Origin of the sequence: Vibrio iocasae (assembly GCF_042245395.1) — a bacterium.
In the GTDB taxonomy this organism is placed as follows: domain Bacteria; phylum Pseudomonadota; class Gammaproteobacteria; order Enterobacterales; family Vibrionaceae; genus Vibrio; species Vibrio iocasae.
In genome coordinates this window covers 1,898,523-1,914,985 of sequence record NZ_CP145311.1, presented here as the reverse complement: position 1 = coordinate 1,914,985, position 16,463 = coordinate 1,898,523, and the positions used below count along the sequence as shown (strand labels likewise).

The following is a 16,463-nucleotide window of genomic DNA, read 5'->3' as shown; positions in this document are numbered from 1 at the left end:
ATTTCTGGCTCTTAATTTGAATGTTTGATTAGGTCAGACGCTATTGCATTAAGCTGCATCTGACGGTTGTTAATAAGCTTCTGAAGTGCTGCGTTCTCTTTGATACTGGCAGCATAAAGCTTGGCAATAGTGTTTTGTGTTTCGATATCAGGTAAGGCGATAGGTGTTTCAGCCAGCACCTGCTTTCGGATGCTTATCTGAAGACTTCCTTCTGCACTTCGCCTGAAATAGTTTTGAATTGGTTGCTGATTAAGTTGCCATGTGAGGAATTGACTATTAATGGCATCCTTCATGTCTGATCTTGGACGAAGCAAAAATAGGCTAGGGGAGCATGTTGTGTTTTCCATCTCTCGATCAACATAACAAGCGAAATGCCTGATCCCTTTCGCGCTAAATAGTACATCACCTTTGTTCAGCCATTCTGCTTTTTTTCTACCCGTTAGCTCCGTGACGATTAAATCATCAGAAAGTAGCTCACCAAGATCAGATATGTCCTTGGCCTGGACTACTCTGACATCACCAGTCGGTATTTCTCTAATAGCTCCACGAAAAGGATAACCAGCCTGAATAGTCACAAGCTCTGATAGAGGAACAGTTTTTGAGGATTTAATTCCCTCAATCATGCAGTTATATCTCTGAAGTTTTGATTAGTGCCCTTATTTTGACAGCAAACCAGAATCTTTCAATTCTCATTTACAGTATTCACATGATGCAAATAAAACTTTTGACTTTTTGCACTAAAGTGAATATTGTTTTGCATGCAGTATGTAAATGGTGCACTGAGTGGTGTGTCGTTGAGACAATAATTCAGCTACAGGGTAACGTTATGTGCGATACAAGATAGTTTTTTATATGGAAATTTTAGCCACTTCAATTTAGTTAAAGCTTGAGCGAGTTAGCCTATTACTTATCACAATAAGAGGACAATAGATGAATCCTGCTGAATCTGGTCACCAAGGCATTTCAAGTCAATCTCTTACTCAACTCCTTACACATGTTGGGGCTGTTTTGCGACGTGATTTTAATGGCCGATATTGGATTACAGCAGAGCTTGTAAAGACCAACAGAAACCAATCTGGTCATGTTTATCTCGAGCTTTCTGATACTAACGAAGGTGGTCAAACTGCTAAAGCAAGGGCTGTGATATGGTCTAACCGTACTGGAATTATTGGTAAGTTTGAAAAAGAGACTAAAGTTCGATTCGCGCCCCATTTAAGTGTGATGCTACTGGTGGAAGTTCAGTTTAATCCACAATTTGGAATGAATCTGATCGTTGTTGATATTAACTCAAGCTTTACGGTGGGTGCGTTTGAATTAAAACTTCAAATGATTCGGGAGCACATAAAGGAGTTAGGTGAAGAAGAACTAAATAAGAATTTAAGGTCACCTCAGGAATTTACAAGGGTTGCTGTTGTTGCTCCAGCGAATGCTGCTGGCTTAGGGGATTTCAGGAGTAAAGCAGATATGCTTCAGCACCATGGACTTTGTCATTTTGACTACTTTACCGCTGTTTTTCAGGGCCAGCAAAGGTTGAACTCAATTCCATTGGCTATTAATGAGCTCATTCGTAATGATCATAACTACGATGTAGTTTGTTTGATCCGAGGTGGTGGTGACAAAGCTGGTCTTAATGAGCTTAGTGAATCAAAGTTAGTCCGATCAGTCTGTAGATGTAAGTACCCTGTGTATACTGGTATTGGACATAAAGAAGATAGTGTGTTGCTTGATGAATATGCTCATCGTTCGTTCGGCACACCATCGATGGTTATAAACCACATTCAGCAGACTATTATCCAAAATGCTTTAGAATCGAGAGAGGCATTTCTTAGGTTGAAAGCGAAGGCAGAGTCCCTTTGCGGCCATCAAAAACAGATTCATCAGCAAGATTTGCACCGTATAAAAACTGGACAAGTTTCGGTTTTATCCTACTGGAAAAATTATATTGGGCAATTAGGTGACCGTCTGTTTGCAAACTCAAAACAAAAAATTGGTGACAGTAAGTTTAAGGTAACTGAGAATTTACAGTCATTGCTTATCAGTGGTAAACATCATGTTAACGTACAGCGATTGGAGCTTCGGGACTATCAGCAAGCTTCGATCCGCTATGCGCACCAAAATATTCAAGATGCGAAAGCTACTGTTGTAAGCAATCACGAGCTATTGAACTCATCCAGTAAGTATTCGTTAGCCTCTGCGAAGCAAGACGTAACATCATCATTAAGTCACTTGAAGCTCAACTCTACCAAGCTTCTAGAGAAGCAAAAGCAGGACACTCGTCAGATTTGGCTCAATATGAGCCAGTCTGCAAAGAACAATATTCAAACGGCTCGATATCAAGCTATTGATACAGCAAAGCTTTTAGCTCTCCATGGGCAAAGGCATTCTAATCATCAAAGACAAGTTCTTAATCAATACCATGGTGAGCTACTTCTTAGTGCTCAGCGAAACATCAGAATAAATAAACAAGAGCTGGTTAGCGAGTTCAGACTCATAGATGCTTATGATCCACAAAAGGTATTGGAAAGAGGCTATGCGATTGTGTATAGCCATGAAGGAGGTGTGGTTAAGCATGTTGGTCAATTTAGTAAAGGACAGGAGTATCAAGTGCAGCTACAGGACGGTAATGTTTCTTTGATAAATCAGCCAGTTAATACAGGAGAAGAGTAATGAACCAAAACACAAATACTTATATGGAAAACTACAACAAGCTCAAATCTGCTGCTGATGAACTTTCTCAACAGAATGTGCCAGATGTAGATAAAATTATACCCTTGGTACAACAAGGCACAGCAGCTTATCGACATTGTATGAGTCGTATTGAAGAAGTAGAAAAGTTGCTTCAAGAAATAGAGCAGCAAGCTAAGCCAGCTAATAAGTAGTTTATGACAGTCACGCCTGAGCGGTTTGTTGATAATGCCTGGTCATTAGATCTTAGAATTTGTTCTGCCGACAAGAGCCGACTGGATGAAACATTCATTGGGAAGGCTTCTGATTTGGCGCAAAGAAAAGGTATAGCTGTGCACTATCTGGATTTCAGTAGGTATGAAAGTCCCGAACAAGCCGTTAGGGCTCCAGAAAATTATGCTTTCAAAAACGCCCTGGAGAGTCCATCAGGCAATGTCCTGTTGTGGTTTGATAATTGCGATAGCCTGGCTCCGCTGTCTTGTGATCTAACCTTCGAGCTTCGCAGTATCATAACTACCCGAATCGACAGTGAGGTACAATCAGTCTTCATAGCTCAGCGAAGGAGTTTGACTCAGCTATTCTATGATAGTCGAGCTGCCTTTTATCAAGTAAATCATAATATTACCAGCAACACGAATACCTGAGACTTTAACTATGTGTGATGAAGAAGTAATCGCTATCCATAAGTGTACTCCAACAGAGTGATCTGGTTGCGAAGTTTATCAACTGAATACAGGCGGGTGGTGGTTGAGTCTTTCGATAGAAGTGACTCTGGAAGACTTAGAGAATAATCACTATCTTGAATATGAGGGTCAAACGGCCTCTTTGATCATATTACCTATAGCCTTTTGTCCATACTGCGGAGCGCAATTGGACACATCATCTAATGTCAAACCAAGTTATGTTCACCACGATTTTTATCGGTGGTGAGTCTGTCTGAATTACCTAGAAATAAATTTTAATTTGATACAGATCAATTTTGTGCGAGATTTATTTTACCTCCCCATAATTGATTGAAAATTAGTCAGAAAAAATTAATTAGAACCTTAACTCTTTGAATAACCGTTATTTTTTTATTTATTATATATAATATTATTATGCAAATAATATGCAAAAATATTATATATAATAATCTGCTAATGAAATATCTATTAGTCCTAATTGAAACTTTTTAGGCATCGTTATATTATTTGTCTCGAAAGCAAAAACAATAATAAAAAGCTAACTATTACATAAAGATAAAGGTGTTTTGCTATGGAAAATAAAATTACAAAAGAAATTCGTAATCTTGAGTGTGAACTTAAAAAGGGGCAGTCTAGAGTAAAGAGAAGAACATTAACTTTGGTGAATATATATGCAAAAATAGACGAGTTGCAAAAAAAGCTAGATGACATTCTTTACAAGAAAGATCAGCGAGGAATTCAAGCGACTATTACTGTATACGCTGATATACCTGGTGCTTATAGAGGTGTCGCAAACGCCACTTTCGTGGATTTTGTACGGAACACAAGAGGATGGAAGCTAGTAGAAGTTCGACGCGATCGAGCCATTACAGCAGATATTCAGATCCATAACCTTGATAAGTATAAAGAACAAATTGCTTACAAAATCGTTCGCGAAACACAAAGAATAGTCTGTCCTGACATCCAGGATTAATTAACAAAGCTCTAGTAGTAGGGCAAAAACAAAAAAATTAAGGGGAATACAACACTATGATTAATATATAAAAAGGAACAAAAATGATTCTCAAGATAATGAAAAGAAACCGCAAATATTTCGCAGCAGAAACAGATGCCAAACGAAAATGTAAGCTGCTTATTGATTCAAATTCTGAAAACTTAGAGCTCGGTGAACACTGCCTTGCAGTAGAAGATATCTCTGTACGATCTAAGTACGGAACAGACCTAATTTACAAACTTAGCGCTAGTGCGGAGGCTCAAGCAGAGCAGGGCATTGTGTCGCTCAAATCAGATTACAACTCTCTACTAGTCGAGGAATGCCGTTGGTTAGGTGGCACATGGGACAAAGAGCAAAACGCATGGATATTTCCTGGCTTTGTCTCTGACGAGGTAGAAGAGTTGGACGAAATCTATAATAGTGCACCCATCACGGTAGAGATTACCGCAATCGAAGAAATTCGCGAATACGGTAAAGGCATTGAGTTCCTAGGTCGCACACTTTGTAGAGCTTTTGAGCGTGATTCAGGAGCTCGTATTGATAGCGATATTGCGCTCATATCTGGATATGCGACTTCGGGTGGTTCGCATAAGAATTGGGCGACTATCCTCAACGAAGACTCAGTACTTCGCCTTCAAATACCTTCAAAGATCCTTGAGATACATCAAGACGATCGGTTTGACGTCAAAGTAATCCAATAACTTATTTTTACAGAAACTAACTGCTCAAAATTATTGAGAGGTTGGGTTCTGTACGGCCACAAAAAATTATTAAAAAGGCAAATACTTTGAAAAAACAGAATATTACATTCATTCGTGGTATCCCTGGTTCTGGTAAATCTACGATGGCAAAAAGGCTTAATGCTGAATTGATAGAGGCGGATATGTTTTTTATCAATATGCCTCCCTGATTTTAATGATGGATATTATGCGTATAAAATACTTATAACAGATATTATGCGTTTTAAGCTCTTTAATAAGATTATATGTGTTTAGGTGTTGCATTTGTGCATTATGTGTGTATCATGTATATGTAGTTAGCCATACCGAGGACATAAAAATGGACGAAGAAGAACTTCGAGACTTAAGACACAAAAGTTTTTTATCTTTTTGCAGGATCTATGGACTGACCAAGAATAGGAGAACTACTACAGGTAGCTCTATGTCACTGGATTACGATGCAGCAACGGAAGTTTTTCCTGTAACACGTTCAGCTCTAGAGAAATACTGGAGTGGCAAAAACCCAATACCTGGGACAATTATTACTATCATGAAACTACATACAGGTCAGATAGTTCCACTGCATCGGAGCTTTGATGAAATGGGTTTCAGTTTAACGCTAGATGAGAGGACTTAAAGCATGAATTGACATGAAGATATGAATTAAATTGAATACATACGATATTGGTGGTTGGGGAATCATCTTAATAGATGCACTGATAAAAAAAGAGGAATCAAACAAAATGACAATTAAATAATTTTACGGATTAATAAAAAAATGAATTTATCTATTACTACTGATCTTGCCGTTGGAAGCGAGCAAGGCACAACATCTCTTAAAGCTCCATACAATACAATTCTCATTGACCAGTGCCGTCATCTCGGTGGTCGCTGGAACGATGAAGAAAAAGTTTGGGTTTTTCCTGATTTTGTCGCCGATGAAGTGGAAGAACTTAACCAAACTTTCAATAGTTTTCCGATCACAATTGAAATTACTGCAAACAGAGAGATTTGCGAAAGTAAGAAAGGAATCGATTTCCTTGGTCGCCCTCTGTGCAGAGCTTATGACCGTGACTCTGGCGCTCGAATAGATGCTGACATCGCTGTCATCTCTGGTTATGCAACATCTGGTGGTTCTCGAAAAACTGGCAAACCATTCTTACTGAAGGAACGGTACTTAGACTTCAAATTCCATCAATGCTTCTTGAACGTTTTGAAGATGATCGATTTGACGTCAAAGTGATCTGCTAAACATTAAATTTATTAAGACTAACTGTTCGTCATTATGAACGGATGGATTTTTGCACCCCTAATAAAATTTCAAATAGGAAAATATAATGAAAAAACAAGAAATTAAAGAAAAAATCGAAGATCTTTTGGTTAATGTAGAGTTTGAAGCTAGTGATCGCATTAACTTAGTCGACGAAAAGGCTATCTATGGTGACACATACAAGATTAAAGATGTAATTAGAGAAATGGGTGGGAAGTGGGAACCCAGAAATAAAAGGTGGAAGTTGAGAAGCAAGACCAAGGCAGAGCTTATCGTAGAAGTTGCTACTCAAAAGATTTACTTGATTGAAGAAGAACAGTATCAAAAGAAAGTGGCTGAAGAAGCAGCCAAACGAGAAGCTAACATCATGGAAATTGTTGAAGAGTACTCTATGACGGACGAGCAACACTCGGCATTTAGAGATCTTATAGCTGAACGTGAAAACAACCGAAGGTTTATGAGATTTACTTTTCGAGAAATGACTAAAAGCTTTTTAGACAAAATTGTAGATCAGAGAGACCCTAAAGCGGTTTACAAAGAAGAACAAGAAAAAATCGCTAGAGAGCAAGAAGAGGCTAAACGCAAACAAGAGCTTGAAGATGCTCAACGTATTCTAGAAGAGTCAAGAAAGCGACAAGAAGAAAAACGCTTGTTAAAAGAAGCCGAGAACCTGAAAAAAGCTTCGTATTTTGAAGATCTTACTGGTGAGGATGTTGATGACCTACTCAAGAATATCAACAAGGCATTAAAACTGGTAAGTCTCGCTAAAATCAAAGGTTTTATGTATGCCTCTGACAAGCAAACTTTCCGTAGCATTCAAAGTGATGTCGGAAGGGTCATAGATGTGTTAAAGGACAAAAAATACTCAAACTCGGCACTTCTTGAGTTCTATGACCATAACGACAATCGAATTGATCGAATCGATGCTGACTATTTGAGTTTGAGTCAGATCGTTAATTTGAAGCCAATTAACTAGTACACATTTTCATTGAACTTAGCTACTCAAAATTTTGAGTAGCTGGGATTCGTACAACTATAAAACTAATAAGGATGAAATATGAACAAACTTGAATCTTATATCGTAGGGTTACCATATAGCGGTCAACTACCTAATTTGACGGCTGAAGGTGGAGCAGTATCTGAGTTTCTTAGACCTTCAAATACACTTTTAATAGTCATGCCAGATATATCTGATTACGAATCTAAAACATTGAGTAGAGGCGACATGCGTTGTGGGTTACTTGCCGAAAATGGTGCAATACTGCTTCTTTGGCAATTTAAAGATCGAAGGCTCAAAGTAACCACATTAGATAGTCCTTTTGATGCTCGATTAATCCCCGATCTCGAAATGGATTTTTTAGATACCCCAAACGCTAATCTAGTAATAGAGGTTCATATTGTTGATTCTCGAACTAAGCGGTTACGTGGTTTTCGAAAGATAACAATGCCAACAGGTTTAACAAAAGAATTCTATTCTGCTGTTAAGGAGCAGGTGGCTAATCCTCTCAACGGTAATAAGCAAATGCAGATCTGGATGCAGGAGCCTCCACATAAATTAGTGCGAAAGACTCGGATGTGGAAGATGGGTGAATAACACATGATATTTGATGAGTTTTCTCTAAATGTTGGTTTTGTCATATGTAGGCAATCTTCATAAGCAGAGACTACGTATAGTCCAACAGTCATCACAATTCATGTGGTTACAATGTAACACGGCTATACACATAACGTGTCTAATATCATAATAATTTTATAGGAAGTAACAAATGCTCAATAATAACGAAGATTCTCAAGTTTATCTTTTCCCACTATTTTCTCGCAAAAAGGGAGGTTTTAGTAATTCACATAGCAGGCAGTATGAATCTGCTTTGCGTGTTGCTAAAAAATGTAACCTTCAAATCAACGAAGATCTGCTCGTGCTTGATAGCGACAAATCGGCTATCAATAAAATGGGGAAACTTGGCATGTTCCTCCATGCAGTGGAAGAAGGGAAGGTAGCGAGTGGTTCTGTTCTAGTCATAGAATCGTTAGACCAATTCAGATGTGAATCAGTTTCTTCTGCGATGGAGCTACTTAATCGTTTAATTCAGAATGATATAACCATCGTGACCACAAGTGATGGCAATACATATGACAGAACAGAAATGAACGAGCGGCCAGGATTGATGCTTTATGCTCTTACTGTTATGGATCGTGCATTCCAAGAATCAATGACAAAAAGAACTCGGTTTGCTAGCAGCTTAAGACATAAAATTCGAGAGCACGAAGAGGGCAAGCCCACGAAGTTCTTCACAAAGGTTCCTCACTGGATATCTAGTACGGAAAACGGATTCGTGCTCAATCAAAACGCTAAAACAATTAGAATAATCGTAGAAATGTATCTAGCCCAGAAAGGGATTAAGAGTATTGTTAGGGAGTTGGCTGAATTAGGTATTAAGTCACCTACGGGTAAAGAGATTTGGGCTGTATCGACAATTCGGTCGATTCTTAAGAATCCTGCTCTTTTTGGACTAAAGAAGTTTACTATACACTCAACCAACCATCGTGTTGCAGACCAATCAAATTATGAGATTGACGATTTTTATCCGCCGTTGATTGCGCAAGCAGAGTTTATAGCGATACAAGGGATTGCGCCGAGGAATTCGAAAAACAGTGTGGTCTCCAATTAAAGTAACTAACTTGATTATCTTTTTAAGGGATTGATAGAGATTTAGCGAATGAAGGTTGATCATTTCAAAGAGGAACACTTTGATAGGTGAGGGAGCAGAAACTCATCAACAAAGTAATCTCCTTCCTTGAAGTAGGGGGCACGGGGACTTTTTCTTTTATTTAACAATGTAAAAGTACCCTACCTGCTAGCCAAAGCAACGCTTTGAAAGAAATCGACTAGTTGCTGTCATGTCTGATGAGAAGATACCGACAACGCTTTCATTTTTGATTATGAAACATCTGGTGGCACACGCAAAAACTGGACAACCGTTCTGAATGAAGGAACGGTTCTAAGGCTCAAAATGGAGTGACTACTCAATGGATAAATTGATGGAGATTAATAAGTAATATCGGCAATGGATCAGTGCCGCAATTCCACTAACAAAAGTGGTCTTATCCTCAAAAAATTTCTCGCAAGTATGTGGGTGTGGCTCGTAATTAATCGAGCAAGTCTGTCTTGAGGAACGGGCGAACAAAAATTGCTATCTCTAATGATGCTTAGCGGTGTCTATTTCCCTTCACAAAGATGGGCTTTAGCATTTTTATGCGCGTAAGCGTAGGTTCATTCACAAATAACAAAAGCGAGAAAATAATGCAAAATAATACGTTCGAAATTACCTCTGTCGGCAGAAAGTACGTTCATGCCAACCTTCAGTCGAGTAATCGCAGTTTCAAATGCCGACTGCACAAAAATGACATTGTTGCCAATCTTGAAAAAGAACAAGTGGTTCATCTTTTAATAGAAGATCAATCAGTTATAACCGATTATGGTACTGATATTTTATTCAATCCTTTGGCAATAATAGAAAACTTGAATCACTATAACGAACTGAAGAATAAATGGATTCCGTTTGCTATTGGTGATGCGAAATCGGGCCGTAACCGTACTAATGCGATCAAGAAAACTATGGGATCGATAGAAACCTATCCTTGGTTGAAAAATGAAGATTTCTATACGATAGCAGAGGCTTATCTAACTGAGCAAGAGAGTAGCTTGATAGCTGAGCTCTCTACATTGCTGGATAAACCTTGTCGCTCCCTGTTGGATCATATGGTGAGAGGTTGGACGGCAAATGCATATTCTAGATTGAAATCGATGTCAGAGATGCGTATTCGACCAAACCCAGAAATTGATGCTGTTCTCAGCAGAGCTGAGGAAATGGCAGAGCAGCATAAAGAGGGAAAAATAGAGTTCTCTCAAGAAGGTTTCAAACTCGACTATAGTTTGTTTTGTTAGCTCTATTAGGTAGTGAAAGCTAGGTATGGTGTTCTTCGAGTAGGGCCCGTTTAATCCACCTGCTATTCTAGGTGGATTTTTACTTTGAGGTTTTACTGCGCTAATTCATTACGTTTTGAGATATCAAATCACCCATTTCACCCATAGAAATTGTTCTAGTTGGTGACATTAGATGTCACATCATGAGCTATCATTGTTAATCGCTGTTCAATCAAACTTGAATTCAATAAGCCTCATGTCATGAAATTGCTTCACGTAACTGATATACATTTTAACCTAGAGCATATGGCATGGATTCACGGTCAGACGGGTAATGCCGATTTAGTTTGTATCACAGGTGATTTTATTGACAGTAGGTACGATTGCGAAGTGCAAATAGAAGAGCAGGTTAATCAAATAAAAAACTGGCTATCTGACTTTAAGATTCCTGTGCTGGTGTGTTCGGGTAATCATGATGAAATTGGAGATGAACTCGATTCATCTTGGCTTAAGGGAGTAGCTGGAGTTTTCCCTGACGGTTCGATTACAGAAATAAAAGGAGTTACCTATGGCTGTGCAGCATACGGGACAACAGACTTAAGTCATTTTGCTAGATGTCAGGTACTGCTTCACCATGAACCGCCATCGGGATTAAAAGTCGCGAAGCAAGGACAAAAGGACTTTGGTTCACGATATCTGACCAAGGCCATTAAGGATGGGACATTATCTTTGAATTGGTTATTGTGCGGCCATGTTCATTCGCCCCTCAAGAATGCGTCAAAATTTCGAAATTGCTGTATTTCAAATCCAGGCTCAAACCTGGATGGCAAGATCCCTAATCATCACTGGATAAACATTTAACCAGTCAAGCCTCGGTAAGGTTCTAACTTTGATGCCTTGTCAATGTTATCGAGCATTGTTTCGACGATATCACTGCTCGTCCATTGCAAAGTAATTTTTGAATCCTCAATCTTTATGTAGCCGTGAGGTCTAGGGGAAGGAGTGTTGATATTTCCTAATAAGGACTCAAATAAATAACCTATTGATTTTCTGGCTTTTCGGTATTCATGGTTGTCTTCAATGGCCAAACGCCAACTCTGATAGCCAGCCATTTCATACGGTGGCTTCTCCTCAAGGGTTCCAAAAAATACGTAACCTCTCCCCTCTATTAGTCGTGGATAGATATCAAGTATCTCAAAAATGATTTGTTCGTGTGTTCTCATCTTATGCCTCCTTCATAGTGTATACACAGAGGATAGAAACACATGTGACATGTAATGTCTTAAGCGACATGTTGAATAGCGACATTAGATGACGCGAGTCAATTTATAGTGACTTAACTTACTAGATAATAGAGCTAAACCTTGTTGATAATAGGGAACAGGATGGAAGATATAATTCAGGAACGTAGACTGAAAAGCGCCATACTTCGGAATCTTATTATGGTAGATAGTATCCCGATTTATCCTGAGAAAGGGGCGACCACAGCTCAAATCCATCAGTTTCTAAAGGGTGAAGGCTATGACATCTCAAAGAGAACTGTTCAGCGAGATCTTGAAAAACTGTCTGAATGGGCCGCTCTTGATCATGAGGATGACGAAGACGGTCATAGACGTTGGTTTAGAGACATAAAGAAGTCAGATGTAATGGATGTTGTACCTGCCTCTGAAGCTTTTCTTCTTGTACTTTCGGAAAAACTACTTCGGAAGACTGTTCCAGTCAGTTTGTCTGAAAAGCTAGAGGAATGGCTCAACAAAGCTGACGCTAAGTTGTCCGCGAAGCACTTATTTTCAAACTGGAAAAGTAAGGTGAATGTCGTTTCAGACAGCTATCCGATAATCTACGATGAGCGCCACATCGACGAAGACTATCGGAAGATGATCTATGATTGCGTTCTCAATGAAGAACAGATACAGATTTCCTATCAGTCAGACAAATCAGACCAAGTGAAAGAGTACGTGCTTAATCCTTTAGGCCTGATCATTAGAGATCAAAGCCACTACCTTGTCGCTACAAAGGAAGAGACCCCAGAGATACCTCTGTTGTTTTTGTTTCACCGAATTTCGTTCGCAGTTAAGACGTACTCTGACATTACTGAACCAACGTCTTTCACTATTGAAGAGTATTTTGCGAAGAACCCCACGGGGTGGCTACTCAAAGATAAGCAAGAGCACATTGTTCTCAGGGTGAAGGGCTATGCACTCGATGTGGTTACCCATAACAAGTTGGCACAAGATCAGATGCTCGAGCAAGTGGATGAAGAGTGGTGGAAAGTGACTTTTTCGTGTTATCCCACATATGACTTAATCAGTTGGATTCTTAAGTTCAGTCATGATGTAGTATGTGAATCCCCTTGTAATATAAGGAAATTAGTGTTCAATCGCTTAAATAGCGCAATAGCAAATTATCAGTAGAGGAAAAATGAGTAAAAGAGAAGAGCTCTTGGAGCTGCTGGCTCTCTATAGCCATTTCAAAAAATATCCCAGATTGACTCCGTGGGTTGGTTCAAAGTACCCATCAGGGAAAAAAATATTAATCATTGGTGAAAGTCACTATCTTCCTGAAGGTGTCACTTACCACCATGATATAGAACGCTGGTACGCAGGCAATGAGGAGGATTTGAAGAATGATGTTCAAAGCAGTTGTATCCATGAAGATGATAAGTTAAATGGGATAAAATACATCAGTACATCTGGCATTCTACGAGCTCGTTCTACCGATATGCCCAAAGAAAAAAGGAAGAAGTTTTCAGCGAAAGGTCATGCCATTTATCGAAACATCTTCAGCTCACTGAACTCAGTGTGTTTTCAGAAAGATAATTATTTAGATACGATAGATCATGTTGCTTACTATAACTACTTCCAAAGGCCTGCTGAAAAAACTGGTGGCAGTATCAACGTGACTAAAATGGATAAAGAGGTAGCAGAAGCTACATTGAAGTATCTTCTTCAGTCATTAAAGCCAGATCTTGTGGTTGTCGTTTCAAAAAAAGTTGGTAAGGCTATCAAGCCTCATTTATCAGAACATAAGCATATTGTTACGGCTCATCCCGCTAGCGTGTGGTGGAATCGAAAGACTAAAAAAGGGACTACGGGTAAGAGTTCATTCTGTCAGTTCCTTGAAAAAAACTATTAAAATACAGAGAACAACATTTAAAGGGGATGTTGGTGGATTGGGAAAGCATATTCAAAGTGTCAGCAGGTTTTTTAGCTTCGGTTGGTTCCGCTAGCGCAATTATATTGGGATTATCTAGCTGGCTTGGAAAAGTCTGGGCTCAACGTATTCTAGAACAAGAAAAAAATCGGATGGCTACAGAGTTAGAGGCTGTAAAGCGCGACCTAGACTTAGCAAAAGATAAGCTGTTAAGTAACCATTCAGACAAGATTGCAATCTATCGTATGGTGCTTGATACAGTAGCTGACATCCTTGCAGCTTTTGATGCCAATGAAACACAAAAGCTTACACCCGAAGAAGCGACGAAAGCATTTAATAGCTTTAACAAAAATCGCATCAGACTTTATGGATACTTAGGGATGCTTGCTCCACAAGAGGTTATGGATGCACAAGACAAGTTGGTTGATTTGTTACTTTTGGTTTCGCATGGAAATGCTACCTATGACTGGGAACAAGTTCGAGAACTAGCCTTAGGGCTGATTAATGAAGTTCGCAAAGATATTGGCATAGACAAATCTCCGATTTCCTACAACGGCAAGTTGTAAATATACAAGGCGCTTATGTTTATGATTTAGTTTAGTGATTCCCAGCACTAGGTATTTTTGAATTCCGAGTTGGTTTTATCGTCTGGTTGGCAACCTGCGAGTTGTAGTAGGGTTGCTCATGGGGAATAGTCACCTAGGGGCACTTCCGCTAGTTATATATAAATAAAGTAAAAGTGACCCTTTTGAAATGCCAACACTTCGTGTTGAACCACTCGATTTTTGTTCAACTATTTCTTTTGTTAAGAATTTCCCCAAAAAGGCTTATTTTTCAACTGGTAGTTGGCTAAATAACTACCACACGAACCAGGACTTTCTAATACCTGCTTGCCTTTTTTGGTAGTGTTGGACAATAATACTGTGCATATATACAGTATTATTGTTTTTATGAAAGTTATACCAATCTTAGCTAGTGCAGGAGTCACAGGTTTTGAATCACCTGCGGCAGAATATACTCAGCTTCCAATTGACCTTGATGAACTCTTAGTCGAGCACCCAAGTGCCACATTTCTGGGGCAGGCATGTGGTGACTCTATGCAAGGGGTAGGGATCTTTGATGGTGATCTTCTGATAGTTGATAGACATGTCCAAGTAAAGCATCTCGATGTTATTGTGGCTAATTTCAATGGAGAGTTTGTTTGCAAGTTGATAGATGCGCACCGCAGGTTATTGCTGTCCGCAAATGAATCTGTTCAGCCAGTCGTCATCAACGAATTCGACAACTTTACGCAAGAAGGTGTAGTCATCCGATCTATTAGGTGCCATCGGCCTAGCAACTTGCTGGGTGGTGATTAATGTACGCGCTGGTGGATGCAAACAGTTTTTACTGTAGTGCGGAGCAGGTTTTCCGCCCAGAATGGAGAGGAAAGCCAATCGTTGTCCTTTCTAATAATGATGGGTGTGTAGTAGCGGCAAATCGGCAGGCTAAAGAACTTGGCATACCTAAGTTTAAACCGTTCTTTCAAGTCAAAGATCTTTGTGAGAAAAGAGGTGTTATCACCCTTTCGTCCAACTATGAGTTATATGCAGATCTTTCTGCAAAAATGATGGATGTAATCGGGCGGTTTGCATCAGAGCAGCATATTTATTCCATCGACGAGTCGTTCCTTTCATTTCATCGAAGTTATCCAGCTATTCCATGCCTGACCGAGCATGGAACGAAACTGAGGCGAGCTGTTTGGAAGGAGTGTCGGTTGCCTGTTTGTGTTGGTATTGCACCGACGTTAACTCTTGCCAAAATCGCAAACCATGCTGCTAAAAAGCTGGCAAATTACAAAGGTGTTTGTTTGATTGGCTCCGAAAAGGAGAGAACAGCTATACTTGCTAAATTAGACGTCGGAGACGTCTGGGGTATTGGTAAGCGAACTTCTTCTAAGTTAAGGCTTTCTGGAGTAAATACAGCTCTTGATTTAGCGCATTATCCCCCTGCTTTAGCCAGAAAAGAGTTTAATGTTGAAGTACAAAGAACTATCTTGGAGTTAAATGCTCAAGCCTGCATCAGTTGGGATACCGCTAGAGCTGATAAGAAACAGATTTATTCTACCAGAAGTGTAGGCAAAAGGATCCTAGAAATAGAGTGTCTAAGAAAAGCGTTGAGTAAACACGCAGGCATTGCTTCAAAGAAGGCAAGAGCGCAACAATCTCTCTGTAAAACCATGATTTGTTTCGCTGGTAACTCACCATATGATGACAAACCTGCCAGTTTCCGCGCTGTTCACCGTTTTTCCCACCCGACATCCGATGTCACTACGATCACGCAAGCAGTGAGCAAAATGACAGAGCAGTTGTTTCGTGAAGGGGTAAGGTATTACAAAATTGGGGTAGGCCTAATCGAACTTGTCGATGGTCGTAATGAACAACCAGACTTATTTAATCCGACACCGAACAACAAAACACTAATGAATGTACTTGATTGCATAAACAACAAATATGGCTCAGATACTGTGTTTTTAGCGGCTCAAGGAACAGATGAAAAATGGAAAATGAGAAGGGAGTATTTGACTCCAAGGTATACGACAAGCTGGAAAGATATACCAAAAATAGTATGTTAAATCTATCAATTTTATCGATTCATTTTATACCAATAAATATATACAAAACAGATAGATAATATGCTATTTCTTGGGTTTTTTCTCGAAAGTGTTAGCCTAATTAAAATACTGGGCAAATAACATGAGAGCAATAGACTTTATAACGATTAATGAATCGTTCTGAAGTTCAATGTACTGGGGTAGCTCATGATTCAACGGCTTATTGCATCGGGACAGTTGATTTTATCAGACGGATATATAAACTTTAGTATTAATCTATATTGTAATCAATTTCTTCTCGAGAAACCGCTTTTCCGCTAACTGATGCGTAAAAAAGACGTCCTAATTTGTCACCCCATGAATAGATCTAATTAATGACTCTAAATACTGATGTTTTATCAGTTTAGCCTGAAGTAACGATGTCGAGAATTTCTTCTGTGC

Annotated in this window: 18 protein-coding genes and 1 pseudogene; 17 read left to right on the top strand and 2 right to left on the bottom strand. The window is 39.3% G+C overall.

The genetic code is table 11. The features are described 5' to 3' along the window. Positions 1-11: 11 nt before the first annotated feature. Positions 12-623: a restriction endonuclease subunit S gene (locus SNR28_RS18455; RefSeq protein ID WP_375750010.1), complete on the bottom strand. Its 612-nt coding sequence runs from the start codon at positions 621-623 to the stop codon at positions 12-14. Positions 624-930: 307 nt separating this feature from the next. Here SNR28_RS18455 and SNR28_RS18450 point away from each other — a divergent pair, with 307 nt between their 5' ends. The 12 genes and pseudogenes from SNR28_RS18450 (at position 931) to SNR28_RS18395 (ending at position 11,137) form a co-directional block, all read left to right on the top strand. Beyond that, positions 931-2,667 (top strand): exodeoxyribonuclease VII large subunit, encoded by a 1,737-nt coding sequence (locus SNR28_RS18450; RefSeq protein ID WP_375750009.1) that lies wholly within the window; start codon positions 931-933, stop codon positions 2,665-2,667. Next, positions 2,667-2,879, top strand: coding sequence for an exodeoxyribonuclease VII small subunit (gene xseB / locus SNR28_RS18445; RefSeq protein WP_375750008.1), 213 nt, complete (start codon positions 2,667-2,669; stop codon positions 2,877-2,879). Before SNR28_RS18450 ends, xseB begins: the two co-directional genes overlap by 1 nt. Positions 2,880-3,939: 1,060 nt before the next feature. Further along, entirely contained in the window at positions 3,940-4,341 is a 402-nt protein-coding gene (locus SNR28_RS18440) for a hypothetical protein (protein WP_375750007.1), read from the top strand. 83 nt (positions 4,342-4,424) lie between these two features. Then, positions 4,425-5,063 carry a hypothetical protein gene (locus SNR28_RS18435; RefSeq protein ID WP_375750006.1) on the top strand — a complete coding sequence of 213 codons (639 nt, stop codon included), beginning with the start codon at positions 4,425-4,427 and terminating at the stop codon, positions 5,061-5,063. Between the two features lie 68 nt (positions 5,064-5,131). Further along, positions 5,132-5,260: pseudogene (locus SNR28_RS18430) on the top strand (hypothetical protein); the annotation flags it as partial. 161 nt (positions 5,261-5,421) lie between these two features. Further along, positions 5,422-5,718: a hypothetical protein gene (locus tag SNR28_RS18425; protein ID WP_375750005.1), complete on the top strand. Its 297-nt coding sequence runs from the start codon at positions 5,422-5,424 to the stop codon at positions 5,716-5,718. A 141-nt stretch (positions 5,719-5,859) separates the two neighbouring features. Beyond that, complete coding sequence (locus SNR28_RS18420; RefSeq protein WP_375750004.1) at positions 5,860-6,324, top strand: hypothetical protein; 465 nt, start codon at positions 5,860-5,862, stop codon at positions 6,322-6,324. A gap of 94 nt (positions 6,325-6,418) precedes the next feature. Beyond that, positions 6,419-7,327 carry a hypothetical protein gene (locus SNR28_RS18415; protein ID WP_375750003.1) on the top strand — a complete coding sequence of 303 codons (909 nt, stop codon included), beginning with the start codon at positions 6,419-6,421 and terminating at the stop codon, positions 7,325-7,327. An 81-nt stretch (positions 7,328-7,408) separates the two neighbouring features. Continuing rightward, positions 7,409-7,945, top strand: coding sequence for a hypothetical protein (locus SNR28_RS18410; RefSeq protein WP_375750002.1), 537 nt, complete (start codon positions 7,409-7,411; stop codon positions 7,943-7,945). Between the two features lie 172 nt (positions 7,946-8,117). Continuing rightward, a complete protein-coding gene (locus SNR28_RS18405; RefSeq protein ID WP_375750001.1) occupies positions 8,118-9,020 on the top strand; it encodes a recombinase family protein in 903 nt (300 codons plus the stop codon). Between the two features lie 632 nt (positions 9,021-9,652). Continuing rightward, positions 9,653-10,297 (top strand): hypothetical protein, encoded by a 645-nt coding sequence (locus tag SNR28_RS18400; RefSeq protein WP_375750000.1) that lies wholly within the window; start codon positions 9,653-9,655, stop codon positions 10,295-10,297. Between the two features lie 240 nt (positions 10,298-10,537). Continuing rightward, on the top strand, positions 10,538-11,137 hold the full coding sequence (locus SNR28_RS18395) for a metallophosphoesterase (protein ID WP_375749999.1): 600 nt from the start codon (positions 10,538-10,540) through the stop codon (positions 11,135-11,137). On the opposite strand, the gene SNR28_RS18390 is transcribed toward SNR28_RS18395, so the two are convergent. Beyond that, complete coding sequence (locus tag SNR28_RS18390; protein WP_375749998.1) at positions 11,134-11,499, bottom strand: hypothetical protein; 366 nt, start codon at positions 11,497-11,499, stop codon at positions 11,134-11,136. The two genes, SNR28_RS18395 and SNR28_RS18390, sit on opposite strands and share 4 nt — an antisense overlap. 219 nt (positions 11,500-11,718) lie before the next feature. Between SNR28_RS18390 and SNR28_RS18385 the strand changes: the two genes are divergently transcribed. From SNR28_RS18385 to SNR28_RS18365, 5 genes are all read left to right on the top strand, one after another. Next, complete coding sequence (locus SNR28_RS18385; protein WP_375749997.1) at positions 11,719-12,690, top strand: helix-turn-helix transcriptional regulator; 972 nt, start codon at positions 11,719-11,721, stop codon at positions 12,688-12,690. Positions 12,691-12,697: 7 nt separating this feature from the next. Continuing rightward, positions 12,698-13,411: a hypothetical protein gene (locus SNR28_RS18380; RefSeq protein ID WP_375749996.1), complete on the top strand. Its 714-nt coding sequence runs from the start codon at positions 12,698-12,700 to the stop codon at positions 13,409-13,411. Between the two features lie 32 nt (positions 13,412-13,443). Further along, positions 13,444-13,995 carry a hypothetical protein gene (locus tag SNR28_RS18375; RefSeq protein WP_375749995.1) on the top strand — a complete coding sequence of 184 codons (552 nt, stop codon included), beginning with the start codon at positions 13,444-13,446 and terminating at the stop codon, positions 13,993-13,995. 384 nt (positions 13,996-14,379) lie between these two features. Beyond that, positions 14,380-14,787 carry a S24 family peptidase gene (locus SNR28_RS18370; RefSeq protein ID WP_375749994.1) on the top strand — a complete coding sequence of 136 codons (408 nt, stop codon included), beginning with the start codon at positions 14,380-14,382 and terminating at the stop codon, positions 14,785-14,787. Then, positions 14,787-16,043 (top strand): Y-family DNA polymerase, encoded by a 1,257-nt coding sequence (locus SNR28_RS18365; RefSeq protein WP_375749993.1) that lies wholly within the window; start codon positions 14,787-14,789, stop codon positions 16,041-16,043. The genes SNR28_RS18370 and SNR28_RS18365 overlap by 1 nt, the downstream gene beginning before the upstream one ends. Positions 16,044-16,463 lie beyond the last annotated feature (420 nt).